Annotated in this window: 24 protein-coding genes; 13 read left to right on the plus strand and 11 right to left on the minus strand. The window is 68.0% G+C overall.

Annotated features, from left to right (window positions below):
- Positions 1-9: 9 nt before the first annotated feature.
- From VMV28_05575 to VMV28_05590, 4 genes are all read right to left on the minus strand, one after another.
- The gene (locus VMV28_05575) at positions 10-1,422 is read right to left on the minus strand and encodes a V-type ATP synthase subunit B (protein ID HUZ80068.1); all 1,413 of its coding nucleotides are present in this window, start codon (positions 1,420-1,422) and stop codon (positions 10-12) included.
- On the minus strand, positions 1,423-3,186 hold the full coding sequence (locus VMV28_05580) for a V-type ATP synthase subunit A (protein HUZ80069.1): 1,764 nt from the start codon (positions 3,184-3,186) through the stop codon (positions 1,423-1,425). It abuts the gene before it with no gap.
- Positions 3,187-3,205: 19 nt separating this feature from the next.
- Positions 3,206-3,544, minus strand: a complete 339-nt coding sequence (locus tag VMV28_05585) for a V-type ATP synthase subunit F (GenBank protein ID HUZ80070.1) — start codon at positions 3,542-3,544, stop codon at positions 3,206-3,208.
- Positions 3,545-3,649: 105 nt separating this feature from the next.
- Positions 3,650-3,928, minus strand: a complete 279-nt coding sequence (locus VMV28_05590; GenBank protein ID HUZ80071.1) for a 4Fe-4S dicluster domain-containing protein — start codon at positions 3,926-3,928, stop codon at positions 3,650-3,652.
- Between the two features lie 145 nt (positions 3,929-4,073).
- On the opposite strand from VMV28_05590, the gene VMV28_05595 reads away from it, so the two are divergent.
- From VMV28_05595 to VMV28_05650, 12 genes are all read left to right on the plus strand, one after another.
- Entirely contained in the window at positions 4,074-4,796 is a 723-nt protein-coding gene (locus VMV28_05595) for a hypothetical protein (GenBank protein HUZ80072.1), read from the plus strand.
- Between the two features lie 13 nt (positions 4,797-4,809).
- Complete coding sequence (gene ccmA, locus VMV28_05600) at positions 4,810-5,703, plus strand: heme ABC exporter ATP-binding protein CcmA (protein HUZ80073.1); 894 nt, start codon at positions 4,810-4,812, stop codon at positions 5,701-5,703.
- A gap of 93 nt (positions 5,704-5,796) precedes the next feature.
- Positions 5,797-6,564 (plus strand): DUF72 domain-containing protein, encoded by a 768-nt coding sequence (locus VMV28_05605; GenBank protein HUZ80074.1) that lies wholly within the window; start codon positions 5,797-5,799, stop codon positions 6,562-6,564.
- A gap of 105 nt (positions 6,565-6,669) precedes the next feature.
- Complete coding sequence (locus VMV28_05610; GenBank protein ID HUZ80075.1) at positions 6,670-7,548, plus strand: hypothetical protein; 879 nt, start codon at positions 6,670-6,672, stop codon at positions 7,546-7,548.
- Positions 7,500-7,760 carry a hypothetical protein gene (locus VMV28_05615; protein HUZ80076.1) on the plus strand — a complete coding sequence of 87 codons (261 nt, stop codon included), beginning with the start codon at positions 7,500-7,502 and terminating at the stop codon, positions 7,758-7,760. The genes VMV28_05610 and VMV28_05615 overlap by 49 nt, the downstream gene beginning before the upstream one ends.
- Positions 7,757-10,084, plus strand: a complete 2,328-nt coding sequence (locus VMV28_05620; protein ID HUZ80077.1) for a DNA polymerase domain-containing protein — start codon at positions 7,757-7,759, stop codon at positions 10,082-10,084. The genes VMV28_05615 and VMV28_05620 overlap by 4 nt, the downstream gene beginning before the upstream one ends.
- 6 nt (positions 10,085-10,090) lie before the next feature.
- Positions 10,091-11,542 carry a HEAT repeat domain-containing protein gene (locus VMV28_05625; protein ID HUZ80078.1) on the plus strand — a complete coding sequence of 484 codons (1,452 nt, stop codon included), beginning with the start codon at positions 10,091-10,093 and terminating at the stop codon, positions 11,540-11,542.
- Positions 11,542-12,495 (plus strand): GNAT family N-acetyltransferase, encoded by a 954-nt coding sequence (locus tag VMV28_05630; GenBank protein HUZ80079.1) that lies wholly within the window; start codon positions 11,542-11,544, stop codon positions 12,493-12,495. Before VMV28_05625 ends, VMV28_05630 begins: the two co-directional genes overlap by 1 nt.
- Positions 12,492-13,805: a hypothetical protein gene (locus tag VMV28_05635; GenBank protein ID HUZ80080.1), complete on the plus strand. Its 1,314-nt coding sequence runs from the start codon at positions 12,492-12,494 to the stop codon at positions 13,803-13,805. The genes VMV28_05630 and VMV28_05635 overlap by 4 nt, the downstream gene beginning before the upstream one ends.
- A 45-nt stretch (positions 13,806-13,850) precedes the next feature.
- Entirely contained in the window at positions 13,851-16,553 is a 2,703-nt protein-coding gene (locus VMV28_05640) for a cbb3-type cytochrome c oxidase subunit I (GenBank protein ID HUZ80081.1), read from the plus strand.
- Positions 16,550-16,789: a hypothetical protein gene (locus VMV28_05645; GenBank protein HUZ80082.1), complete on the plus strand. Its 240-nt coding sequence runs from the start codon at positions 16,550-16,552 to the stop codon at positions 16,787-16,789. The genes VMV28_05640 and VMV28_05645 overlap by 4 nt, the downstream gene beginning before the upstream one ends.
- Positions 16,790-16,803: 14 nt before the next feature.
- On the plus strand, positions 16,804-17,370 hold the full coding sequence (locus tag VMV28_05650) for a DNA-3-methyladenine glycosylase (protein HUZ80083.1): 567 nt from the start codon (positions 16,804-16,806) through the stop codon (positions 17,368-17,370).
- Here VMV28_05650 and rpl37e read toward each other — a convergent pair.
- The 3 genes from rpl37e to VMV28_05665 all read right to left on the minus strand — a co-directional run bounded on the left by rpl37e (position 17,363) and on the right by VMV28_05665 (position 18,520).
- Positions 17,363-17,524: a 50S ribosomal protein L37e gene (gene rpl37e / locus VMV28_05655; protein ID HUZ80084.1), complete on the minus strand. Its 162-nt coding sequence runs from the start codon at positions 17,522-17,524 to the stop codon at positions 17,363-17,365. The two genes, VMV28_05650 and rpl37e, sit on opposite strands and share 8 nt — an antisense overlap.
- 16 nt (positions 17,525-17,540) lie before the next feature.
- Positions 17,541-17,753 carry an LSm family protein gene (locus VMV28_05660; protein HUZ80085.1) on the minus strand — a complete coding sequence of 71 codons (213 nt, stop codon included), beginning with the start codon at positions 17,751-17,753 and terminating at the stop codon, positions 17,541-17,543.
- Between the two features lie 71 nt (positions 17,754-17,824).
- Positions 17,825-18,520 (minus strand): hypothetical protein, encoded by a 696-nt coding sequence (locus VMV28_05665; protein HUZ80086.1) that lies wholly within the window; start codon positions 18,518-18,520, stop codon positions 17,825-17,827.
- A 79-nt stretch (positions 18,521-18,599) separates the two neighbouring features.
- Between VMV28_05665 and folP the strand changes: the two genes are divergently transcribed.
- Positions 18,600-19,892 carry a dihydropteroate synthase gene (folP, locus tag VMV28_05670; protein ID HUZ80087.1) on the plus strand — a complete coding sequence of 431 codons (1,293 nt, stop codon included), beginning with the start codon at positions 18,600-18,602 and terminating at the stop codon, positions 19,890-19,892.
- On the opposite strand, the gene VMV28_05675 is transcribed toward folP, so the two are convergent.
- From VMV28_05675 to VMV28_05690, 4 genes are read right to left on the minus strand one after another with little or no spacing between them, the layout of a single operon-like run.
- Complete coding sequence (locus tag VMV28_05675) at positions 19,889-20,074, minus strand: hypothetical protein (protein HUZ80088.1); 186 nt, start codon at positions 20,072-20,074, stop codon at positions 19,889-19,891. The two genes, folP and VMV28_05675, sit on opposite strands and share 4 nt — an antisense overlap.
- Positions 20,046-22,592, minus strand: a complete 2,547-nt coding sequence (gene gyrA, locus VMV28_05680; GenBank protein ID HUZ80089.1) for a DNA gyrase subunit A — start codon at positions 22,590-22,592, stop codon at positions 20,046-20,048. Before gyrA ends, VMV28_05675 begins: the two co-directional genes overlap by 29 nt.
- Positions 22,589-23,986 (minus strand): DHH family phosphoesterase, encoded by a 1,398-nt coding sequence (locus tag VMV28_05685; GenBank protein HUZ80090.1) that lies wholly within the window; start codon positions 23,984-23,986, stop codon positions 22,589-22,591. The genes gyrA and VMV28_05685 overlap by 4 nt, the downstream gene beginning before the upstream one ends.
- Positions 23,986-24,441, minus strand: a complete 456-nt coding sequence (locus tag VMV28_05690) for a 30S ribosomal protein S15 (GenBank protein HUZ80091.1) — start codon at positions 24,439-24,441, stop codon at positions 23,986-23,988. Before VMV28_05690 ends, VMV28_05685 begins: the two co-directional genes overlap by 1 nt.
- Between the last annotated feature and the right edge of the window lie 22 nt (positions 24,442-24,463).

Genomic DNA, 24,463 nt, shown 5'->3' on the forward strand with positions numbered 1-24,463 from the left:
CGAGCGATCCTACGCCGCCTTCTTCGGGCGGTATTTCTGGATGAACTCGGGCTTGATCCGCTTCAGTTCCGAATCGGGGAGATCTCCGAGGATCTTCCAGCCGAGATCGAGGCTCTGGTCGATCGTCCGGTCCTCGTCGGGGCGTTGGTTGACGAACTCCGACTCGAACTGGTCGGCGATCTTGAGGTAGATCCGGTCCACGGCACTGAGCGCTTCCTCTCCAACGATCGCCGAGAGTGCGCGTTGGTCCTTCCCCGTCGCGTAGGCCGCGAACAGTTGGTCGGCGACCCCACGGTGGTCCTCACGGGTGCGCTCCTTCCCGATCCCTTGGTTCATGAGACGGGAGAGCGACGGCAGCACATCGATCGGGGGGTAGACGCCGCGGCGTTGGAGTTCCCGACTGACGTAGATCTGACCTTCCGTGATGTAGCCCGTGAGGTCGGGGATCGGATGCGTCACATCGTCCGCGGGCATCGTCAGGATCGGGAGCTGCGTGATCGAACCCTTGCGGCCCTTGATCTTGCCGGCCCGCTCGTAGATCGTCGCGAGATCGGTGTACATGTACCCCGGGTATCCCCGGCGGCCCGGCACCTCTTCTCGCGCGCTCGCGATCTCACGGAGCGCTTCGCAGTAGTTCGTCATGTCGGTGAGCACGACCAGGATGTGCATGTCGCGCTCGTAGGCGAGGAACTCGGCGGTGGTGAGCGCCATGCGCGGAGTGACGACGCGCTCCATGGACGGATCGCTCGACAGGTTCAGGAACACGACGGCCCGCTCGAGCGCGCCGGTCGATTCGAACTCGCGCAGGAAGTAGTTCGCTTCCTCGCTCGTGATCCCCATCGCGGCGAAGACGATGGCGAAGCTCTCGTCGGAGCTCCGCAGTTTCGCCTGGCGCACGATCTGGGCCGCGATCTGGTTGTGCGGGAGACCGGCTCCGGAGAAGATCGGGAGCTTCTGCCCGCGCACGAGGGTGTTGTTGACGTCGATGCTCGAGATCCCCGTCTGGATGAACTCGCTCGGCTCCTCCCGCGAGTACGGGTTCATCGCATTCCCGACGATCTCGAGCCGGGTCTCGCTGACGATCTTCGGGCCGCCGTCGCGCGGCTCTCCGAGACCGTTGAAGACCCGGCCGAGCATCTCGTCCGAGACGGCGAGTCGGGCGACCTCGCCCGTGAACTTGACGCTCGTCGCTTCGATGTTCATGCCCATCGTAGGCCCGAACACCTGGACGATGGCGAGCCCCTTGCGCGAGTCGAGCACCTGGCCCTGACGGCGTTCGCCGTCGGGGAGCTGGATCTCGACGATCTCTCCGTAGGCGGCGTTGGCGACATCGCGCAGGAAGAGCAAGGGCCCCGCGACCCGTTCGACCGTGCGGTACTCGATCGGGACCCCGCTCCCCGGTGCGGCCTTTCCTTGCGCCATCTAGGCCCCTCCCGCACTCGCGACGAGGCCCTGGACCGTCTCGGTCATCTCCGTGTCGAGCGCCTCGAACTGGGTTGCGGCCTCCGCCTCGGGGATCCACTTCATCCGGGAGAGCTTGGTCCTCAGCGGCAGACCCTGGAGCTGGGCGACCGTGACCCCGCGGGTGATCGCGTCCTGCTCGCGGTCCGCGAAACCGAGGATCGCGCGGAGCATGCGATACTGCTTGTTGATGGAGGTGTACGTGTCGACGTCGTCGAAGGCGCTCTGCTGCAGGTAATCCTCGCGTAGCATCCGCGCGATATCGAGGATGCCCTTCTCCCGCTCGGGCAGCGCGTCGACTCCGACCAGCTGCACGATTTCCTGGAGTTCGGACTCCTTCTGGAGCAGGGCGAGGGCGCGCTGACGCAGTCCGGCGAATTCCGGGGAGAGGTTGGCCTGGTACCACGGTTCTAGGTCGCCGACGTAGAGCGAGTAGCTCTGCAGCCAGTTGATCGACGGGAAGTGCCGGCGCGACGCTAGAGAGGCGTCGAGCGCCCAGAACACCCGCGTGACGCGCAACGTGTTCTGACTGACGGGTTCGGAGAAGTCCCCTCCGGGAGGCGACACCGCTCCGACGACGGTGACCGAGCCGGTTCGGCTCTCCGGAGAGAGCGTGACGACGCGGCCCGCGCGCTCGTAGAACTCAGCGATCCGTCGACCGAGGTACGCCGGATAACCCTCCTCACCGGGCATCTCTTCGAGACGGCCGGAGATCTCACGCATGGCCTCCGCCCACCGGCTCGTCGAGTCGGCCATGAGCGCGACATCGTAGCCCATGTCCCGGTAGTACTCGGCGATCGTGATCCCCGTGTACACGCTCGCTTCACGAGCGGCGACGGGCATGTTGGAGGTGTTGGCGATGAGGATCGTCCGCTCCATGAGCGGGCGCTTCGACTTCGGGTCGATGAGGTTCGGGAAGGTGGCGAGCACCTCCGTCATCTCGTTGCCGCGCTCCCCGCATCCGACGTAGACGACGATGTCCGAGTCCGCCCATCGGGCGAGCTGCTGCTGGATGACCGTCTTGCCCGAACCGAACGGGCCGGGAACGCAGGCGCTACCTCCCTTCGCCACAGGGAAGAACGTATCGACGACCCGCTGGCCCGTCACGAGCGGGATCGAGGGTGGGAGCTTGCGCGCGACGGGCCGCGGGATCCGCACGACCCAGCGCTGGGTGAGGCCGAGAGGCTGGCGGCCGCTCGCGGTCTCCAGCTCCCCGATCTTCTCCCGGATCGTGTAGCTCCCGCTCGCGAGCGAGACGATCTTGCCCTTCCAACCGGGAGGGACCATGATCTTGTGTAGGATGAGCGGGGTCTCCTGGACGGTGCCCAGCACCTCGCCCGGTCCGACCTCAGCCCCGACCTTCGCGATCGCCGTGAAGGCCCACTTCTTGGTCTCGTCGAGCGGAGGCGCGACGAACCCTCGCGTGATGAAATCTCCGAGGTTCTTCTGGAGGACCTCGAGCGGGCGCTGAACGCCATCGTAGATGGACTGCAAGAGCCCGGGGCCGAGCTCGACCGAGAGCGCTTGGCCCGTGTTCTCGACGGGATCGCCCGGCCGCACGCCGGTCGTATCCTCGTACACCTGGACCGTGGCGGTCCCGCCGACGAGACGGATGATCTCCCCCACCAGACCGAGCGTTCCGACGCGGACGACATCGAACATCTTCGCGCCCGCGAGCTCTTCGGCGATGACGACCGGCCCGGATACACGTGCTACGACTCCCATCGATGCCTCCCAACCTTCGTTACGTTGGAACGGAAAGTGAAACGCCCAGGACGCGCTTCGCGAGCGCGTCGATCCCCTCGACGTCGTACGCTCCGCTGGGCGTTGGCACGAAGACGACGAGCGGACGGAGCGAGGCGTCGGCGTGGGCGCGCTGGGCTTCCGTGAGCTGGAGGCGGATCGACTGGCTCGCGATGACGAGCCCGAACTCTCCGCTCCCCATCACGTGCTGGAACTCCTTTGCGGCGGTCGCTTCGGTGACCTCGATCACGTCTTTGAGACCGACCAGGCGGAATCCGATAGCGAGCTCACGCTCGCCCAAGACGACGGTGCGCGCGCTTTCCTTCGTCGTTTCGGGCACAGCGCCTCGTTCTGGGAAGAGCCTATTTAACGCCTGCTCCGGCCGGTGAGCCGAAGGGTCCGGAAGGAGGGCTCGAACGCCGATGCGAACACGAGCCGGGGCGGCTCACTTGTAGATCGAGTTGTGTACGTGGCCCTCGTCGTCGGTGATGATGATGCACTCGCCCTCGCACTCGAACAGGCACGCTTCGCAGACGATGCACTCCGGACCGTTCACGGCGACCGATTTTTCGCCCCGGTACTGGAACTTGGCCCCGATCGCGGCGTCATCGACCACGTCGGGGAACTGGTCCCGCGGTTTGAGCTCGAAGACGTTGACCGGGCAGACATCCCGGCAGTGCGCGCACCCCGTACACTTCTCGAGCTGGATCTCGACCTGAACCATTCCGGCGGCCTCGAGTCGAAACCACTAGGAGTGCGTATTTACGGTTTGGCCTGCTTTGCAGGTACCGGTCGAGGTTCCGATGCCCGGGATGGCCCTCGAGCCGGGCTGAACGGACTTAAGTCCGTACGACCTCCAGCCGTGAATGATGTCGGAGGGATCCGCTGCTCGCGTGGATTCGGGCATCCCCTCCCTCACCTGGACCACGATCCACCGAACGCTCGTCATTGGGCGACTGTACCTCGCTATCGGAACCGGGGTCTCTCTCCTGCTCACCTTGATCCTCGTGTTCGGGGCGCACTCCTCGACCGCGTTCGTACAGACCTTCCCCTTGGAGGTCCCGCTCTTCGCCGTCCTCGGCTCGATTGGGGGGCTGATGACGTTCACCAGCGATCGAACGAAGGGGGTATTCGAGTATCTCATCGCCTACGGCATCCGTCCTCGGACGCTCTTCATCAATGGCTTGCTCTCCGCCGCCGCTCTCACGGGCCTCATCCTCGGGTTCGCACTCATGGTCGGGTTGGGGCTTGCGGCGGCAGAGGGTGTACTCCTAACTCCGGATCTGTGGAAGTCCATCGTCCTCTACACAATCCCAATGAGCTTCGCGGGGGCGCTCTTCACGGCGACCGTGGGCATGATCTGGTCGTCCCTCTCGTCTCCCCGGACGGGAATCAACAGCCCCGTCGGTATCGCGCCGATGGTCGGGATCGCTCCCACGCTCCTAGTCCTGATCGTCGCCGAGACGGGTCCTTCCTCCCAGTTCTACTATGTCACGGTGGGCGCCGCCGCCGTGATCATCGTGGGGGTCGTGATCCTTCTGGGGCTCTCCGGTCGGCTCATGGGCCGGGAGCGGTTCGTCTCCCCGCTCTGAGCAGAGGATTCTGATGTCGAGCACTCCTCTCCCGGCCCTCGCACGGAACGCCCCGAACGGCGGACATCGAATCGAGTTGCGAGGGGTCAGCTCCGGCTACCATGGCAAACGGATCCTCGAGGAGATCTCCTTCACCATCGAGGAACCCGCCGTCTACGTGGTGCTCGGACCGAACGGGGCCGGCAAGACCACCTTGTTCCGGACCATCGCCGGGATCCTCAACCCGTACTCTGGTTCCGTGGAGATCGATGGGGTAGACATCAATCGGCACGAAGCGCGGACCCGGCTCCAGTACCTTTCCCACATCGACGGCATACCGGACGCCCTTCGGGTGGAGGACGCGCTGAGGTTCTATGCGACGGTCGAAGGGGCGACGGCGGAGGACATCGAGGCGGTGATCGGCAAGCTCGGGATCCAGGAGCTGCGGAAGCGCTTCTTCTCGGAGCTGAGCCAAGGGCAGAAGAAACGGGTCTCTATCGCCCGCGTCTTCCTCCAGGAACGGAACATCTACCTGCTCGACGAGCCAACGGCCAACCTCGATCCGAAGCTCGCCCGCGAGGTCCGGGACCTCGTGCTCGGACTGAGCAAGGACGACCTCGTGCTCTACTCCTCCCACAATCTGTTCGAAGCGAAGGAGATCGGGAAGTACGTCCTCGCCCTTCGAGCCGGAAGGATCGGCTACTTCGGCCCACTGAGCGAGCTTCGACCGGCGAAGTACATCATTGGGGTCCGCGCGGAAGGGACCGAGGGCGTCCTCGCGTCCTCCTCGAAGAAGGGCGATTACTACCTCCAGGAGCTCGCCGGTCCGGAGGAGGTGCCGAAGCTCATCGCGGAGCTCATGGCGAAGGGCGTCCAGATCCGCGAGGTCAAGGAGATGGAGAATCCTCTCGAAGACCTGTTCACCTAGCTCCGGGAGGGCGATACCCACCGGTGCGCGCGATTCGGCGAAGGGAGCGCGGCCTTAACGGGCCGCGTCGCCTCTACGGGGCACGGAGGCGCGATGGGAGCAATCGTCCTCGGCACCAGCGGCTGGGACTACCCGGAGTGGGTCGGCCGGGTCTACCCCAAGCACCGCATTCCGGACCGGCTCGCCTACTACGCTCGCCTCTTCCCCGTTGTCGAAGTGAACTCGACGTTCTACCGCCTCCCTCCACCCGGGGTGGCCGCGTCCTGGGTACGACGTACGCCGTCAAAGTTCCGCTTCGCGGCGAAGTTTCCGCAGACGATCACCCACGAGCAGCGTCTCGTGGGCACCGAAGAAGAGATGCATCGGTTCCTGGCGGTGCTCAAGCCGATCCGCGACGCAGGGAAGTTCGCAGCGGCGCTCCTGCAACTTCCGCCCTCGCTCGCCTTCGATCCCGGGATCGTCCGCACGTTCTACGAGAGCCTGCCGCGCGATCTGCCCGTGGCCGTGGAGTTCCGCGAGCCGTCCTGGCTCGCTCCGGAATCGTTCGAGCTGCTGCGGGAGTTCGGGTTCGCCTACGTGGTCGTCGACGAACCCCACCTACCGGTTCGGCTCGAGGTGACCGCCCCGTTCTCCTACGTCCGATGGCACGGACGCGGCGCGAAGCTCTGGTACGACTACACGTACTCCGCGGAGGAGATCGATGCCTGGGTGCCCCGGGTGCGCGCGCTCGCCGAGAAGACCGACACGATCTACGGGTTCTTCAACAACCACTTCCGCGGCGACGCCGCCGCGAACTGCCAGACGCTCGCCGAGCACCTCGGGCTACCACCGCCCCCCGGGGCCTCCCGGCTCGACGTCTGAGCTCGTCCGGGAAGAAATCGGCGTGCGAAACGCTCCCCAGCCGGACCGTTTCAACCGCTCCCCTCCGGCCGCTTTAGACCCGCTCCGCCCGTCGAACCGTTTGCCATGACGACCGTGTCCCTCGGGACTGCTCCCGAGATGGTGTTCCCGGAACCGATCGATCCCGGTCCCTTCTCCCCACCGAGCCCACCACAGCCGTTCCCCCACGCCGAACGGATCCAACGTCACCTCTCGCGGCCGACCCGACGCCTGCATCGCCGCGCGATGACGCTCCCTCCCACTCCGAACCTCTTCCCCTGGCTCGCCCAGCGATTCTCCCCGGGGGAAGCGACCGTGTGGGTCGGTCCGCCCTCGGCGATCGAGCCGATGCTCGAACTCCTGTACGCCGGCAGCGCTGTCGTGCGCGGTCGGATCTCGCTGATCGAAGGATCGAACCGGTTCCATCCGTTCCGGATAGGAGAGTTGGGCCGCAGCCTCGGGGTGGACGCCACCTCCACGCTCGAGCGGATTCGCATCGCGCGCTCGTTCACGGCCCACCAAACGGTCGCGCTCGTGGACGGGTGGTCGGCGGAAGCGCGCCACCGTCTCCCGACCCTGTTGGTCGGGCACGGCCTCGCCTCGGGCCCGCTCGATGACCCCGAGGTCCCTGCCGACGAACGCACGGCGCTCGTCTCCCACATGGCCCGCAGTCTCTCGACGCTGCTTCGCAAGGTGCCGATCCCGCTCCTCTTGACGATGGAAGGCGGTCTCGATCGGTTCCCGGGCCTCGTCGAGGAAGGTCCCCGGCTCTACGACTACCTCTCGATCCAGCACCGGCCGAACGGACTCACGTTGCGCGCGCTGCGGGACGACGCTCGGTTCGAGCTCGTGCAACGTCCCTCGGGCCAGCGCGGGCTCGACGAGTTCTCCGAGACGAACGAACGGGAGGTGATGCGATGGGACGCACCGCGCCGACGTACCGCCAGGCGCTCGAAGAGCGGATGAAACGCTGGGAGGCGTTCGGCCGTCTGCTCACGACCCCGGAGGAGCGGGCCGCATTCGAAACGCTCCGCACCGGCGCCCGTCGCTACGTCGCTCAGGCGACGAACGTCGGGAGTCCCGACCTCCTCGAATCGATCCTGCTCTCTGTCCTCCTCGACATGGCACGACGGATGCCGCCGATCGCTCCTCCCGCGGCCGATCCCGACGGATCGTGAGCGTCGAGGCCGACGCCTGGCTGCTCGACATCACCGAGCACCCGGACGGGCGCTCGGTCGACCTTTGGACGAAGGATCGGCACACGGCCCGGGTCTCCCGGCGCTCGGAACCGTTCCGCCCGCCGTTCTACGTTCTCGGATCCCGGAGCGACCTCGTGGATCTGGAGCGCCAGCTATCGTCCCACCCGGAGGTCGACTCCGTCGCCTCCAGCCATCAGCGCCCGTCCCTCTTCGAGGAGCGACGACGACGCATGCTCTCGGTGGTTCCGGCCCGGAACCCGCTCCGAAGACGGCTCGCCCGCACGATCGATGCGATCGGGGAGTTCCACCGCTTCACGCTGTACGACGTCGACCTGACCCCGCCGCAGCTCTACCACCTCGCGCACGATCTCTATCCGTTCGCGCCCGTGCGCGCGGGATCCGGTCCGCTCGTCGCGATCGAACCGCCCGAGGTGCTCGAGTACGACGCACCACCGATGCGAATCGTCCCGCTCGAGATCCGCTTCGACGGAACGCCTCGACGGCAGCGGATCCCATCGACCGAGGCTCGCATCCGCTCGGTCCGGATCGGGGAGACGATCCTCGAAGGACCCGAGCCGGACCTGTTGCGTGCGCTCGCCGCCGAGGTCGCCCGGGTCGATCCGGACGTGATCCGGACGGACGGCGGGGACTCGCTCGACCTGCCGTGGATCTACCGTCGAGCGGAAGCGGCGGGGCTCTCGGCGTCCGAGATCGCTCTCGGCCGGATCCCGGTCCCGTTCCGCCCGGAGCGCGGAGGCCGATCGTACATGACCTACGGCCGAGTCGTTCACCAGGCCGCGTCGTTCAACCTGCCCGGGCGCTTTCACATCGACCGGGAGAACTCCTTCCTGTTCGGGGACACCGATCTCGACGGGCTCATCGACGCGGCCCGGCTCTCCCGCCTCTCCCTGCAGACGATCATCCGCCAATCCCCGGGCACCTGCTTCACCGCGATGGAGATCGCGCAGGCGCTCCAGCTCGGGGTGCGCGTGCCGTGGAAGAAGAACCGCCCCGAGCGGTTCCGCTCCGGCGCCCACCTCGTCCTCGCCGACCGCGGGGGCGCGATCCTGCAACCTCCCGTCGGAGTGCACGATCGCGTGGAGGAGTTCGATTTCGTGAGTTTGTTCCCGCAGATCATGATCACGAAGAACCTCTCGGCCGAGACGCTCGATTGCCGGTGCTGTCCCGAGAGCCCACGGATCGCTCCGGGGCTCGGGTACCGATCGTGCACCCGTCGAGTGGGGTTGATCCCGCGCACGCTCCACCCGCTCGTCCGTCGTCGGCTCGCGTACAAGGCGGCGATGCGCCGCCCCGGGATCCCGGCGAGCGAACGCGTCCGGCTCGCGCGGCGCGTGAAGATGCTGAAGTGGATCCTCGTAACGGCGTTCGGCTACCAAGGGTACCGCAACGCGCGGTTCGGTCGGATCGAATGCCACGAAGCGATCAACGCCTATGCGCGCGAGGTGATGGCCGATCTCTCCCGCGCTGGGGAGGAGATCGGGTACCGAACGCTCCACGGGATCGTCGATTCGCTCTGGGTCCAACCCCGGAGGGGAGAGACGGAGCCCGATCCCGAGGCGTTCGCCGAGCGGATGAGCGAGCGCCTCGAGCTTCCGCTCGGCTACGAGGGAAGGTACCGATGGATCGTCTTCCTTCCCGCCACGACCCACGGCTTCGGCGTTCCGAACCGGTACTACGGCCGGTACGTCTCGGGCGAGTTCAAGCTGCGCGGAATCGGCGGGCGACGTCACGACACGACCATGCTCGTGCGCCGGTTCGAGACCGAGGCGCTCCAGATGCTGGGGGAAGCCTCGGATGCGCCGGGGGTCCGCGCGCGGGTGCCGCGGGCGCTCGCCCGCGCCGACCGATTCGCGACCCGGCTCCGGGAGGGCGCCTGGCCGCTCGAAGAATTGCTCATCACGCACCACATCGGGACCGCGCTCGAGGCTCACCGTTCGTTCCGGGACGAAACGAGCGCGCTTCGCCAGCTCGCCGCGCTCGGGCTCGCGCGGGTTCCGGGGGAATCGGTCCGCTACGTCATCCTCGACCGGAGCTCGCGCTCCTGGCGCAATCGCGCCCGCGTCGCCGAGACGATGACGGGGGAGGAGCGGTACGACGTCGGCGCCTACCTCGAGATCCTCGCCCGCGGGGTGGAGACGCTGCTGGCTCCGTTTGGGATCGACCGGGCCGCGCTCCGCGTCCGCTGGGGGATCCCCACGGAACGCGAACGCTCCCCGTACGCCTCCGGATCGGACCCCGACCAGCAGCTCCTCGCCTCGGAGGGGGGCTCGCCGACCTTTTAGGGCGGCGTGACGCTGTTTCCCTTCGTGGCACCGGCACTGCGTCGGGTCCGCTCCGAAGCCCGGGCCCCCCGAGGCACCGAGGTGCGGGAACCCGAAGACGATCTGACCCCGATGGTCGCGGGACTGAGCGACCCGGATCCCACCGTGCGCCGAGCGATGGCCAAGGCGCTGGGAGAAGGGCGCGACCCGCGTGCCGTGAGCGCGCTCGAGGCCTCGCTCGGAGACCCATCCCCCGCCGTGCGGGCGAGTGCGGCCGAGTCCCTCGGAGCGATCGGCCGGAGCGAGAGCTACGCGCCGCTCGATCGGACCTTGGAGGACCCCGATCCCCGAGTCCGCGAGCAGGCGGCGCGCGCCCTGCGATTGATCGCCGACCCGCGTTCGACCCCCGCGCTCGCGGGGCACATGAAGGATCCGGCCCCGGAGGTGCGCTGGGCGGTCGCCATCGCGCTCGGACGGATGCGCACTCCTCTCGCCCGCGATACCCTCCTCGGCGCGATCGACGACGCGAGCGACCGGGTCCGCCGCGAGGTGGTGCTGGCCCTCGCGCTCACCGAAGACCCGAGGGTGGTCGAGAAGGTCCGGCCGTTGCTGCGCGATCCCGCCCGGCGCGTACGGACCGCGGCCGCCGTGGTGGTGGGTCGCTACCGCGACCTCGAGAGCGTCCCGCTCCTCCTCGAGCGCATGCGCGGGCCCGATCCGTGGGAACGCCCCGCGGTCCTGGTCGCGCTCGGCAAGATCGGGGACCCGCGCGGCGTGCCCGCGATGGTCGAGGCCGCCCGCGACCCGGCCCATTACGTGCGCGTCTGCGCGATCCACGCGCTCGGCGAGATGCGTAGCGAGCGGGCCCGGGAGGTCGCTCTCGCGCACGTCACCGACCCCTCCTGGGCCGTGCGGGGAGCCGCGGCCGTGTGTCTCGGCTCGGTCGGCACGCCCGCCGATCTGCCGATCCTCCTCGGCATGCTCGAGGACGCCAACCCCTGGCCCCGGAGCGGGACGATCTACGCGATCGGCCGGCTCGAACTGGTCGAGGCGGTCCCGCGCGTGCGCGAAGAACTGCATCACCCCAACGCCGATGTGCGCCTCGCGGCGGTCTGGACCCTCGGACGTCTGCGCGATGACGGCGCCCGTGCGGAGCTCGTCCGCATGCTCCACGCCGAGCCCGCGGCACCGGAGCCACCCGCGGTCTTCGCCGCCGGCGAGACGATCCGCATCTCCTCCGATGCCGAGACCCGCATCTTCGACACGGTGGTCGAGGCGCTCGGCCGACTGCGGCGCGCCGACGACGACCCGTTCGTGGAGCAGGCGCTCAGCGACGCTCGCTCGCAGCTCTCTGAGGAGGAGCTCGATCGGATGGCGCGACTGCCGCTGCTCGGGGGCGACGCCACCAGCACGACCCTGACGCTCCGGATCCTGTTCGAGACCGCGCTCCCGATGGACGGTACGGACGACGAGGCCTGATGCTCTCGGAGTTCCGGCCGGCCGACGCACCTCGGCTCTTCGAGCTCCTGCAGGAGAACTTCCCCGAAGAGGAAGCCCTGTACGGCATGCGCCCCGCGGCGTTCGCGAAGGTCGTCCGGCGCATCTATCGCTGGGACGTGCGGCTCGTCCTGGGCTTCCTCCGCCGGATTGGCCGGCCCACGTTCCGCTTCTTCACGATCGAGGTGGGTTCCACGATCGTGGCTTCGACGATCCTGTCCTTCGGTCGCAACACCGGGTACATCAGCATGGTGATGGTCGATCCCGCGTACCGTCGCCGCGGGTACGCGCGCCAGCTCCTGCACGCCTCCGCCGACGCCGCTCGGCGCGCAGGCCGACCCTACGTCGCGCTCGACGTCCTGGAGAAGAACGCTACCGCGCGCGAGCTGTACGATAGCGAGGGGTACCTCCCGCTGCGTCCCGCGGCGGTCCTCGTGTGGACTCCCGAGACGGATCGTCGGGACCGGCCCACGCGCGCCGACCCCGGCATCCGCTCGTTCCAAAAGTCCGATGCGGCGGCGCTCGTCGCGATCATGGAGCAAGCGACGCCGCCCGAGGTCGCCGAAGTGCTGCCCGTGAGCCCGCGGGCCCTGAACCCTTCCGGTCAGCTCGACGCCATCCTGGCGTCGAAGACGATGGTCTGGGTGCTCGACGAGGGCTCGGGACCCGTCGCGCATGTCTTTGCCACGGTGTCGGACGTGATGGACTCCAGTCACCTGTCCGGGCCGGTCGTGTCCGAAGGAGCGGACATGAACCGGGTGTCCAACCTGATCTCGACCGCGCTCGATTGGCTGACGGCCGAAGGAGCGACGCGGGTCGTCTCGCAGCTCCCTCTCGCCAATCGGGCCGGCCTCGCCGCGCTGGAAGGAGGCGGATTCCGAGTTGCGCACGAACTCCGCACGCTCTACCGGCCGTCTACGATAGGCGCGCCGTGACCCTGGTCGACGTCTACCTCTTCCCCGCCGTGGTCGGTGGTGGCCTCGGCGATATCGAGGAAGTCCTCGCTTGCGGACGGCACCTCGCAGCGGCGGGATTCCCCCTCACGCTCTATCGACGGCGCGGCCGTCCTTTGCCCCGGTCTGTGGAGGGCCCGTTCGACTGGCCCACCCACGCGCGCCGATCGAAGATCCTCGAACGGGGACGGGCGCCGACCGCGGTGACGGTGAGCCCGTGCTGGGGCGTCAGCGCGGCTCCTTCGCGCCCCGAACCGTTCGGACGCGGGGGGACCTGGGAGGAAGAGTGCTCGGACATCGAGCGGGCGTACGGGCCGGAGCAGACCCTCCACATCAGCTTCGAAGAGTTCGCACGCACGCTGACGAGCCGGGAGGAGACCATCGAGCGGTACCGGGAAGGAGGCGTCCCGTCCCGGAAGATCCGCCTGCGGAGCCGAACGGCGGAGTTCGCCCGAGAGGTCGAGCAGTTCCACGACGCGCTCGTGCGCTTTCGCGCCTTCGATCGACCGAACATCCTCCACCTGTACTCCACCTTCCGCCCGCGGCGAGGCTTCGTCCGCGAGTTTCCCGAGGCCGTGCAGTGCGGGCCGCTCCGCTCGGGTCGACGACGACCCCGGCATCGCGCGTCCGGAGGCTCACGTCGCGGGGCCTGGGTCTGGTACGCGAGCCCCGCGAGCTCCCACCGACTGATCGAACCGATCCTCTCGGGCCTCGCGGCCCGCACGCCGGCGAGCGCGATTTCCATCCACACGCCGCGGCCGATGCCCGGGACGGTCGATCGTTCGGCTCGAGGCGTCGTTCGCACCGTTCTCGGGCTGGAGCCTCGCGGGAACTGGCAGGACGAGTTCGATCGAGCTCGAGTGCGCATCGTGACGGGGAGCCGGACGTTGCTCGAAGCGCTCGAGCTCGGAGGTCCCTTCCTGTACTTCAACGGCCTCATCGGAGATCGGAGACCGCACCGACACCGACCCGAGAAGATTCTCGCACTGCTCGATCTCGGTCGGCGAGCAAGGCTCGACCCGGGCCTCCTCCGGGACCTCGATGATTTCTCCCGGGGGCGCCGCGTTCGCGAGATCGTGATGCACGCCGATCAGCGCCTAGGCGGGTGGAGGCACTTTCCCGTATTTCGCCCGGGGATCTCCGGGTTCCCGCCGGGATACGAAAACGCCGGCACGCTCGTGACCTCCGTGGTCCGGTCTCTCGCCGGGCGTCCCGGAGGGGTCGTCGACCTCGTCCGCGAGGTCCGGTCCGGCAAGTTCCGGTGGTCGAGGGTACGAACCTCGGCGGGATGAACGCCGGATCCGCTGACTCGTTGCCGCTCGGCAACGGGTCGCCGCGTGACCGATTCCACCATCCCTCCTCCATCCCCCGAGGTCGGGTATGTCCCGGAGCCGATTTTCGAGAAGCCGCCGATTCTGACGCGGGTGCTCGAAACCGCGGAGGACAAGATCCGCGAGCCCCTCGCGCGTCGGAAGTTCTTCCAGCGGCTCTTCCTGCTCGATCGCGACTGGATGACCCGCATCACGATGTTGATGCTGATCGGCGCGATGGTCTGGGGGGTCATCGGCGGCCTCGACGCCTACGGCTTCCAGAGCCAAGCGTACGACTACGCGACCTCGGGCACGATCACCCTGACGAACCAGGAGATCTACTCCTCGATCACGCTCCACGGTCTCCGGATGCTCTTCGGTTTCGCCCAGCAGCTGGAGATGGCGCTCTTCGGCCTCCTCGCGATCAACGCGATGGGCGTCAAGCCCCGCCACAAGTGGGCGCTGTACACCTCGGTAGGGCTGATCAACGCCTCGATCATGCTGCTCGAGGGTCCGTTCTACATCTGGCCCGCGTTCAACGACAACTACTTCCCGTCGCTCGGCTGGACGTTCTCCTCCCCCCTCGGCATCCAGGGCCAGAGCGCCTACGCCATCGGCCCTCTGTGGTTCCTGGGCTGGTACGCGCTCACGGCCGCGGTCCTGATCTGGGCCGGGTGGATGCTCGTCCACTTCCGCGACTGGCTCCGTTCGCGGCCGGCGGGCGCGGCCGGGCGCCTACCGGTCTCGCTCCTGTTCGTGTTCGCGACCGTGATCCTGATCCCGATCACCTACGGCCCGCTCCTCGTCTCGACCACGTGGGACATCGGGACGTACTACCTCGGCTGGGGGCTCAACCCGCTCGTCAACCAGGTCATCTTCTGGATGTTCGGCCACGGGATCGTCTACGTCCTCTTCCTGATCCCGGTCGCCGCGCTCTACCTGCTCATCCCCATCCTGTCGAAACGACCGATCTACAGCTACCGGTTCGCGATCCTCGCGGCGGTCCTGTTCATCATCCTGACGCCGCTCCTGGGCATCCATCACCTGTTCCTGACGGCGCTCCCGACCTGGGCGACGTACACGACCATGGTGATCTCCTTCTTGATCATCATTCCGAGCGCGGTCACGTTCTTCTCGCTGTGGATGACCATGAAAGGCGTCCGACGCTCGCAGTGGGAATGGAACATCGTCGCGCTGTTCGCGCTCCTTGCGTTCGCCGGCTCGATCGCGGGCGGACTCTCCGGACCCGATGTCGCAACCATCGGAGCGAACGTCGATCTACACAACAGTCTCTTCGTGCTCAGCCACTTCCACACGATCACGATCTTGGCGATCCTGACCGGCGCCTACGCGGTCCTCTATGCGGTGTTTCCGCTCCTGTGCGGACGGCTCTGGTTCTCTACGTGGCTCGCCCGGATCCACTTCCTCACCACCGCGATCGGCGGGATTATCATCGTCGTCTGCTTCGAGGGTCTCGGCACGCTCGGCATCCTGCGCCGGCAGATCCTGTTCCCGAACGTTCCGGCGGTCGACCTGTACAACGTCATTCTCTTCGCCGGGATCATCGTCATCCTCGTCGGCCAGTTGTTCTTCGTCCTCAACGGCTTCCTGACCGCGTATCGCGGTCGACCGATCGTGACCTCGGGTCTCTCCTTCGATGAGGCGATCCGGACGGCGGCCCGCTCGACCTACGTCGGATCGACGGTACCGGTCCAGGACGTCCCCGTCCAGCGGAAAGCGACGCGCGCGCGCCGCGAGCACGTCGAGAAGCTCTGGGTGGGCAGCGTGATCGTGCTCATCGTCGTGGTGCTCGCCGCGGCGACGCCGCAGGCACTCTCCGTCACCAACGGCATCACCTCGGCGACGAATGCGCCGGCAGGATCGGAGTACGTCACGCTCTCCGGACAGCAGTACTACTGGACCGTCAACGAGACCGGCCCCATCCGGGGAACGTTCGACAACGCGATCGTGGCCTACGCCGGCCAATGGATCAGTGTCAATGCGACCGCGACCGGCGCGACCCAATCGCTGTACATTCCCTTCCGTTCGCTACCGATGGTCAACGTCCAAGTGGTACCGGGATCGGATTCCTACGCGCTCTTCCAGGCACCCTCGACCCCGGGAGTCTACGGCGCGCCCGATGGGGAGTTCGACGGACCATGGTTCGGCCAGGACGCGGCCGCGCTGATCGTACTGCCGACCGCGGGCGCTTCCGATCTCTCCGCCTTCCAGTCCGGCGGAGGCGCGGGGGACATCTACAACCCCCCGGTCCTCACGGCGGCGAGCGCGAACCTGGTCGGGGACTCCGAAGGGCTGTTCAACCACTCGATTCCCGGACCGACCCTCTACGCGGGCGCCGGCGTCGTCTCGTTCCGCTGGGAGGTTCCGCTCTCGAGCATCGGGACGAACAACTACCTCGTGAACGTGACCTCCAACGACAAGAACGCCCAGCAGCAGTACGTCATCGATCACAACTACACCCTGCCGTATCCGGTCGGGATCTACGAGATCACGGCGACCCACGGTCTCCGGCTCGTGACCGCTCCGCAATCGCTGCGGATCAACCGGGTCATCACCGAGAGCGTGCCGCTCGCGAGCGGGGTCTACCTCTACGGTCTCGTCTCGCCCGTCTCGTACTCCTACAATCCGGACGGGCAATCGAACGGCTCGACTGGGTCCCAGCTCGGAGAGGTGATGGGTCTGTGGGGGGTCCTGTGGGTGGGTCCATGAGCGAGCCCGTGCCACAGCCGAGCGAACCGGACGAGGAGCCGGCGGACTCCTGGCTCGGGCCGTTCGCGATCTTCGGCTACGCCGTGGCGATCGCCGGAGGGTGGGCGGTCTACGAGATGCTCGCGTACGCCGATCTTCCCACGTTCACCGTGGCGATGCTGCCGACGGTGACGGGAATCGCGATCGCGCTCGCCGTGTTCTTCTGGATCGGGTCCCGAGCGCCGTCGAACGAGTGAGAGCGGAGTCGCGCATGGGCCGGAGCGCGGTCACCGCACGCATCGGACGCGCGTTCTTCGATCGACCTACGCGGCGGGTCGCCCGCGAACTGCTCGGGACCACGTGCTGGGTCCGCGGAGGAGCCGGAGTGCGTTCCGTGCGCATCGTGGAGACCGAAGCCTATGTGCAAGACGATCCGGCCAACCACGCCTACCGCGGTCCGACCCGACGCAACCGGTCGATGTTCGAGCGTCCGGGAACCCTGTACGTCTACCGCATCCACCAGGTCGTCTGCGCGAACGTCGTGACCCGCCCCGGGGAGGCCGTGCTCCTCCGGGGTGGCGCACCGCTCGGCGGACTGGAAGGGTCGGGCTCCGGTCCCGGGCGGTTGTGCCGCCTGCTCGGCGTGAACATCCACGATGATGGCACCGATACCGTCCGAGGCTCTCGGATCGGGTTCGCGTCTCGCCCGGACCGGGTGGGCCGGATTCGAATCGGCCCGCGCGTGGGCGTGAGTCGCGCGACCGAGCGACGGCTGCGCTACTTCGTGGACGGCGATCGGGCGGTCTCCCGTCCGAGGCGGCCGAGAGCCCTTACTTGAGCTTGGCCCAGTCGTAGTGACGGCGTCGGGCGGTCGCGCCGAACCCGCACGAGGAGCAGACGGCCTTCTGACGGTGGTAGGAGTGGCGGCCACAGCGGCGGCAGATGACGTGGACGATCTTTCCTCCGCGGCGCGCCGGTGTTCCTTTTCCCATGGTCCTCTCCGATCCGTTACGGCGAGATGTACACGATCGAGTCGCCTCGCAGGAGGGTCAGGCCGCTGTGCGGGGTGACCTCCTCCGCCACGACCTCCTCCGCCGAACTGAGCACGAGGTTCAGATGCTGGTCGTAGGCGTCCAGGACGCCCCGGAAGGAGCGGCCTCCCTTCATCTCGACCAGGACCCGCTTGTGCAGGCTTTCGTGGAGCGCTTCGAGCGGCTTCATCTCAGAGCGGCGCCGAGGTCGGAGACCCCACATAACAGTTGCCCCGACGCGGCGCCGCCGTCGTGGCCGCGTCAGCGGGGGAGGCTCCGGAGGAGGGCGAGGAGCAGATGCCGATCCGCACGGCCGCTCGCGCGAGCGGCTCCCGTCCTCGGGAGGGATCCGATGCGGACGAGCCGGCGTGCGATCCGGGCTACCGATTCCCTTCCATCGATGCGCACCAGGCGGTTTCCGAGCAGGGGTCCCCATCGGTCCGACCACAGGGCTCGTTCCAGCGTCCCCACTCGCGCGTGGAGCTCGTCCAGTCGCGCCGGGTGCCCTTCGGGAGATTGCCGCGCCCGCCGACGCCGTACGGACGGCGGGGTGTCGATGAACGCGATCCGATCGGGGAGCCCCAGACGGCCCGATCGCACCGCCCGATCGACCGATTCCCAGAGCGCGTTCATGGCGGCCGGCTCGGCCCGCCCGATCTCTACCAGCCCCCAGGTGTACGTGAGAGTGCCGAGAACGCCGGTGTCCAGGTAGACGGTGCGGCCCTGCCGGGCGAGGACGCGCGCCTGTCGCCATCGACGGACGTCCTCACGCAGGAGCCGCCGCTCGACTCGAACGAGCTCGGGGGAGGAACGGAACTCGAGAGGTACGCGTCGGCCGAGCCGAACGTAGGCCTCGGGTACGGTCGCCCCGCCGCTGAGCGCGCCCGCCGCGAGGGCGACCGCGCTCTTTCCGGCGGCCGATGGCCCTTCGACCGCGACGATCGCACCGGCGCTCATCGGCGCGGGACGACGGGCGGAACCATGAGGTCGGCGACCGCCTCCGGGGGCTTTAATGGATGTCACCGCTCGCCGGGCCGTGAGCGGCGAGACCCCGCGCGCCGAGCATCGCCATGCTCACACCGCCCGCGTGCTGGATACGAGCTCCCTGGCGGAGCTCGCCGAGGAGCTGAGACGGACCCAAAGCGACCCGGAGGGAGTCGGCATCATGACGCGCAAGGGGCGCATCTATCCCGTCCGGCTCGACGAGGTCTCGTTGAGGGCCGCGGTGCTCCTGAAGCAGGAGATGCTCGCGGTGGGCGGCGATGCCTCCCACGCTCGGGGCGTCGCGGACCTCTCCGTCGAGCACAGTGCGGTGGTCCTGTTGGCGACCTGGGGCCAGTATCAGCGACTGATCCCGAAACTGCGGCGCCAACCGTTCCGTCTCCGCGAGGTCGCGGAGGAGGTGGACGAAGCCCTCCGGAATTACACGCACCGGGGCCCGCGCACGATCCGAGGGGCGCACCGCTCGCTCGTGGTCGGAGACCGGCCCCGAGTGATGGGGGTCGTCAACGTGACCCCGGACTCGTTCAGCGATGGGGGGCAGTACCTCGATCCTGAACGCGCGATCGCGCAGGTGCTGCGGCTCGCGCAGGAAGGCGCGGACGCGATCGACATCGGGGGAGAGTCCACCCGGCCGGGCGCAACCCCCATCGCTCCGGAGGAGGAGTGGCGGAGGATCGGTCCGGTCCTCGCCGGCCTCGAGGAGCACATCGACCGCCTCCGGATCCCGATCAGCGTGGACACGCGTCACGCCGAGGTCGCCCGCCGGGCGATCGAGGCGGGCGCCGACATCATCAACGACGTGACGGGGCTCGACGCGCCCGAAATGCGTCGCGTGATCCACGAGCATCGCGCGGCGGCGATCCTCATGCACATGCGGGGAACGCCCGCGACGATGCAGCTCGATACGAGCTACTCCGACCTACGGGCGGAGGTCTTCCGATCGCTCGCCCACGCCACCGACCGGGCGATCGCCGAAGGGATCCCCGCGGAACGGCTGATCGTCGACCCGGGCCTCGGGTTCGGCAAATCCGCGGAGCAGAGCCTCGAGCTCCTCACCCACGTCGGCGAGCTGCGGAGCCTCGGGTACCCGGTCGTCCTCGGGGCATCGCGCAAATCGATGCTCGGACCGGGCTCCTCCGAGAACCGCACGGAAGCGGGCCTCGCAGCCGCCGTGCTCGCCGCGTGGAACGGGGCGGACCTCCTCCGGGTGCACGACGTCGCCGCGACCGTCCGGGCACTATCGATCGTGACGCGCTCGCGCGCGCGGACGCACCCGGAGGGCGAGGAGACCGAGGCGCTCGCTCGGCCGGAAGAGATCGAGCGCTAGCCCGACTTCGTCGTCGCATCGGGAGGCGCATCGACCTCGAGGACGAGCGAGCCCTGGTAGCCGCAGTTCTTGCAGAGATAGACCTGCCCCGTGATCATCCCGGCGACCAGGTAGATCTCCGGGGAGCGGCACTGCGGGCAGAGGAGGAAGGACTCACGCTTCTTGTGTCTCAGGCGCGTCATCGGCCCCTCCGTCGGCGGGAGGCGGGGAGCTGCCCGCCGGCGCTTCCTCGGTGACCGTCGTCAGTGCGACCGCGTCGCGGACGGTATCCCCTTCGTCGAGCCGAATCACCCGGACGCCCATCGTATTGCGGTCCTGCGAGCGGATCCCCTTGACCGCGGCGCGGATCGTGATACCGTTCTGGGTCGTGACCAGGATCTCGGAGTCGTCGGTGGTGGGAAGGACGGCGACCACCGAGCCGTTGCGGCCTCCCGTGCGGATCGTGCGTACGCCCTTCGCACCGCGGCTCGTGCGGCGGTAGTCCTTCGTCTCGCTGCGCTTGCCGTACCCTTCGCTCGTGAGGGAAAGCAGGTAGGGATACTCGGCGCTCACGGGCGACATGGCGACGACGTGGTCTCCCTTCCCACCGGAGAGGCGGACCCCGATCACGCCGTAGGTGGCCCGTCCCATCGGCCGCACGTCCGAGAGCGGGAAGCGAACGAGCTGGCCGGCGTACGTGGCGAGGATGATCTCGACCTCGGGCTCGGGGATGTGGGCGACGTCGACGAGCTCGTCGCCCTCCTCGAGCAAGATCGCCTGGATCCCGTTCGTGCGGATGTTCTGGAACTCGTCGAGCTTGGTTCGCTTGACGATACCGCGACGCGTGGCGAAGAAGAGATCGCCCTCGCTTTCGATGTCCCGGACGGGCAGGAGCGTCTGCACCCGCTCGCCATCCTTCAGCCGCTCGAGCAGGTTGATCAGCGCCTTGCCCTTGGAATGCCGGCTTCCCTCCGGGAGCTCGTAGGCCTTGAGGCGGTAGACCCGCCCGAGGTTCGTGAAGAACAGCACGTGGTCGTGGGTCCGGGTGACGAACGTCCGGATCACGATGTCCTCCTCCTTCGTCTCCATTTGGACGAGGCCGCGCCCGCCGCGCCGCTGGCGACGGTACTGATCGAGCGGCAGACGCTTGATGTAGCCGTCCCGGGTGACGAGGACGACGACGTCCGTGTCGGGGATGAGGTCCTCGAGCGTGCGCTCGGTGAACTCCGGAACGATCTCGGTACGTCGCTTGTCGCCGAACCGGTGCTTGAGGTCGGCGAGCTCCGCCGCGATGAGCGCGTCTCGCTCGGCGGGCGAGGCGAGGATCGCTCTCAGACGCTTGATCAGCGCCTCCCTCTCCTCCTTCTCCTTCTGGACGGCCTCGCGTTCCAGGCCCGTGAGGCGGACCAGTCGCATGTCGAGGATCGCCTTCGCCTGCTCGCTCGAGAGCAGGAACTTGCCCATGAGGCTCGTCTCCGCGGCGGCCGCGTCCTTCGACCGCCGGATGATCTTGATCACTTCCTCGATGTGATCGATCGCGATCAGGAACCCTTCGAGGAGGTGCAGCCGTTCCTCGGCCTTGCGCAGTTCGAACTGGGTCCGGCGGGTGATGACCGTGCGGCGGTGGCCGAGATGGAGCTCGAGCAGCTGCTTGAGCGACAGCACCTCCGGGCGCCCGCCGACGATGCACAGGTTGATCACGCCGAAGCTCGTCTCGAGCGGAGTGTGCTCGAAGATCCGGTTGAGCACGATCTCGGCTTGCGCATCCCGCCGTAGCTCGAGCACCACGCTCGTTCCGTTCCGATCGGATTCGTCCCGCAGATCGGTGACCCCGTCGATCCGCTTGCTCTTGACGAGATCGGCGATGAGCTCGAGCAGGTTGGTCTTGTTGACCTCGTACGGGATCTCCGTCACGACGATCTCGTTGCGTCCGTCCCGCTCGCGGGGCAGCGCCGTCCCGCGAAGGTGCAGGGTGCCCCGGCCGGTTTCGTACGCCTCTCGGATCCCCTCGGTCGACAGGGCGCCGCCGGTCGGGAAGTCCGGCCCCGGGAGGACCTTCATGAGATCGTCGAGCGACGCCTCGGGGCGCTTCAGGAGCAGATGCAGCGCGTCGACGACCTCGCCCAGGTTGTGCGGCGGCATGTTCGTCGCCATGCCGACCGCGATCCCCGCCGATCCGTTGACGAGCAGGTTCGGGAGCTTGGAGGGCACGACGCGAGGCTCGCGCAGCGTCCCGTCGAAATTGTCCGACCAATCGACCGTCTCGCTCTCGATGTCCTGGAGCATCTCCTCCGCGAGGGGGCTCAAGCGGGCCTCGGTGTACCGCATCGCGGCGGGGGAATCGCCATCGATCGAGCCGAAGTTCCCCTGACCGTCGATGAGCGGGTAGCGCAGGCTGAACGTCTGGGCCATGCGCACGAGCGCGTCGTACACGGCCAGATCCCCGTGGGGGTGGTACTTTCCGAGGACGTCTCCGACCGTGCGCGCGGACTTGCGGTAGGGCCGGTCGTGGGTGGCACCGGACTCCCACATCGACCAGAGGATCCGCCGGTGCACTGGCTTGAGCCCATCTCGACCTTCGGGCAGCGCGCGCCCGACGATCACGCTCATGGCATAATCGATGTACGAGCGGTGCATCTCCCGCTCGAGCGGCTGAAGGTGGATCCGGTCTCCGTCGGAGTCGGGCGGAGCCACCGGTTCGAGCGGGGCGGGATCGGTCATGCGCGGGCTCCTCCCGCGTGCGCGTGGAACTGACCGGCAATCTCGCGGTCGGCGACGCCGAGGAACTGGTCGCGCGTGCCGGGAGGAATCGTGGCTCCGCTCGCGACCTTGTGCCCTCCGCCTTCGCCCCCGACCGTCTGGGCCGCGATGCGGCAGACCGCCGAAAGATCGAGGCCGCGAGCGACCAAGCGAAGGGTTCCGCGGGCCGAAACCTTGACCGGGCCGGCGCCCTCCGAGAAGACGACCACCGGTCGATCCGGATCGAGCAAGTAGTTCATGGCCAATCCCGCCTGAGTTCCTGCGAGGGTCGTGTCCGGGCTCGCGAACCACTGCAAGGCACTCATCGAATTAAGGCCCCCCTCCTCGAGCCGCCGCAAGCCGGCGAGGATACCATCCCGCCAGGTCCCTTCCGCCTCCCGCGCCCGTTGAAGCGCCCCCGCGTCCCCGAGGGCCAGGGCAACCCCGACCCCGGGGGTTCCGACGCGTCCCGTGGCGTTCTGCAGGTTCGCGAGCTCCTCCGCGTCCATGCCGAGTGCCGGGACGAACCAGCGCGGTTGGTCGAGGATCGCCACGAACTCCGGGAGCACCCGGTGGGCGACGAGCCATGCGCGCAGGTCCTCTGTCAGTCGGGCGAGCTCGGCCGGTCCGAGCGAGGAAAGGGGGCGATCGGGTTCGATCCCGAGTCCGCGCACGTGTCGTGCGACGGCCTCCGGCTGGCCCGAGAGCCCCGCGAAGTACGGATCGATGCTCCGTGCGAGCGCCTCCCCGATCGTGCGGCCGAACAGGGCGAGACCCGGGCGCTGGACGATCAGCGAGCGCTTGGAGGCCTCTTCGGTCAGACGAGCGTTCAGCCCGCGGAACCCTCCCACGTGCTGCCGATCGGCGATCGCTCCCGAGAGACCCCAGGGTGCGTTGTCCCAGTTCACGGGGTCGAGGAACACGGTGAACAGCCACGTCAGAGTGCTCGCGCACATCTCCTCCATTCCGTCGACGCCCCAGTCGAGAGGATCGACGAAGGCGACGTGCTCGGGCAGCGCGGGGGGGTGGGGCAGCCCGGGATAGCGGTGGTGGTCCAGCACGACCACGGGGTGCGGGTTCCGGGCGAAGAGGTCGAGCCAACTCGCCCCCGTATCGACGACGAGGACCGGCCCCGCGGTCGCTCGGAGGAGCTCGGCCATGCGCTCTCGCTCCACTCCGAGGAGAGGGGTCGCCTGAGCGGGGCAGCCGAGTCGGGCGAGCGCCCGCAGCGCGCTCGACGCGCTGGCGATCCCGTCGCCGTCGTAATGGTAGATGACCCGCCAGCGGCCCGGGTGCGCGAGGAAGAGCTCCCGCGCGCGAGTGAACTCGGCTTCGTAGCGAGGATCGGAAACGAAGCCGTCGGGCCCGGAGGCCATCACTCCACCTGGAGCGCAGCCCCTGCGGCCGAGTACCGCCAGGAGTCGGGGAGCACCTTGTGCTGCCGATAGTACCGAGCGAGGCGTCGGATCCGCGACTCGACCAGCGACAGGCCCCGCTTGTTCGAGTTGTCTTTGGGATGAGTGAGAAGGTGACGCTGGAGGTGGACGACCCGCTTCAGGAGCGCCTGGAGATCCTCGGGAAGTTCCTGGGTGATCCCGTTCGCCTTGAGCACGCGGCCGAGGCGTTCGTTGGTCAGCAGGCGGACGGAGGGAATCCCGTAGCTGTCCCGGAGCGTCTGCCCGACCTGGGCACCCGACATCCCGCCCTTGGCGAGCTTGACGGCGGCCTCGACCACCTCCTCTTTGGAGGAGGTCACCCACTCCGGCTTGGTCGCCGGGAACGGCCGGTGGGATCCGGCGCGACCCTTTCGGCCGGAGTGGATTCGGGACATGGCCGGGCGCCGAGATACGTAC

It is taken from the genome of Thermoplasmata archaeon (genome assembly GCA_035532555.1).
In the GTDB taxonomy this organism is placed as follows: Archaea; Thermoplasmatota; Thermoplasmata; order Lutacidiplasmatales; family UBA184; genus Lutacidiplasma.

What these genes read in the sequence shown, in the direction of transcription:
- VMV28_05665 (HUZ80086.1), bottom strand. Translation starts at nt 18,520, where the DNA reads ATGAGCGCCGGTGCGATCGTCGCGGTCGAAGGGCCATCGGCCGCCGGA.
- gyrA (HUZ80089.1), bottom strand. Translation starts at nt 22,592, where the DNA reads ATGACCGATCCCGCCCCGCTCGAACCGGTGGCTCCGCCCGACTCCGAC.
- VMV28_05595 (HUZ80072.1), top strand. Translation starts at nt 4,074, where the DNA reads ATGTCGGAGGGATCCGCTGCTCGCGTGGATTCGGGCATCCCCTCCCTC.
- VMV28_05645 (HUZ80082.1), top strand. Translation starts at nt 16,550, where the DNA reads ATGAGCGAGCCCGTGCCACAGCCGAGCGAACCGGACGAGGAGCCGGCG.
- VMV28_05690 (HUZ80091.1), bottom strand. Translation starts at nt 24,441, where the DNA reads ATGTCCCGAATCCACTCCGGCCGAAAGGGTCGCGCCGGATCCCACCGG.
- VMV28_05660 (HUZ80085.1), bottom strand. Translation starts at nt 17,753, where the DNA reads ATGAAGCCGCTCGAAGCGCTCCACGAAAGCCTGCACAAGCGGGTCCTG.
- VMV28_05605 (HUZ80074.1), top strand. Translation starts at nt 5,797, where the DNA reads ATGGGAGCAATCGTCCTCGGCACCAGCGGCTGGGACTACCCGGAGTGG.
- VMV28_05675 (HUZ80088.1), bottom strand. Translation starts at nt 20,074, where the DNA reads ATGACGCGCCTGAGACACAAGAAGCGTGAGTCCTTCCTCCTCTGCCCG.
- VMV28_05630 (HUZ80079.1), top strand. Translation starts at nt 11,542, where the DNA reads ATGCTCTCGGAGTTCCGGCCGGCCGACGCACCTCGGCTCTTCGAGCTC.
- ccmA (HUZ80073.1), top strand. Translation starts at nt 4,810, where the DNA reads ATGTCGAGCACTCCTCTCCCGGCCCTCGCACGGAACGCCCCGAACGGC.
- VMV28_05580 (HUZ80069.1), bottom strand. Translation starts at nt 3,186, where the DNA reads ATGGGAGTCGTAGCACGTGTATCCGGGCCGGTCGTCATCGCCGAAGAG.
- rpl37e (HUZ80084.1), bottom strand. Translation starts at nt 17,524, where the DNA reads ATGGGAAAAGGAACACCGGCGCGCCGCGGAGGAAAGATCGTCCACGTC.
- VMV28_05685 (HUZ80090.1), bottom strand. Translation starts at nt 23,986, where the DNA reads ATGGCCTCCGGGCCCGACGGCTTCGTTTCCGATCCTCGCTACGAAGCC.
- VMV28_05590 (HUZ80071.1), bottom strand. Translation starts at nt 3,928, where the DNA reads ATGGTTCAGGTCGAGATCCAGCTCGAGAAGTGTACGGGGTGCGCGCAC.
- VMV28_05650 (HUZ80083.1), top strand. Translation starts at nt 16,804, where the DNA reads ATGGGCCGGAGCGCGGTCACCGCACGCATCGGACGCGCGTTCTTCGAT.
- VMV28_05575 (HUZ80068.1), bottom strand. Translation starts at nt 1,422, where the DNA reads ATGGCGCAAGGAAAGGCCGCACCGGGGAGCGGGGTCCCGATCGAGTAC.
- VMV28_05615 (HUZ80076.1), top strand. Translation starts at nt 7,500, where the DNA reads ATGGGACGCACCGCGCCGACGTACCGCCAGGCGCTCGAAGAGCGGATG.
- VMV28_05610 (HUZ80075.1), top strand. Translation starts at nt 6,670, where the DNA reads ATGACGACCGTGTCCCTCGGGACTGCTCCCGAGATGGTGTTCCCGGAA.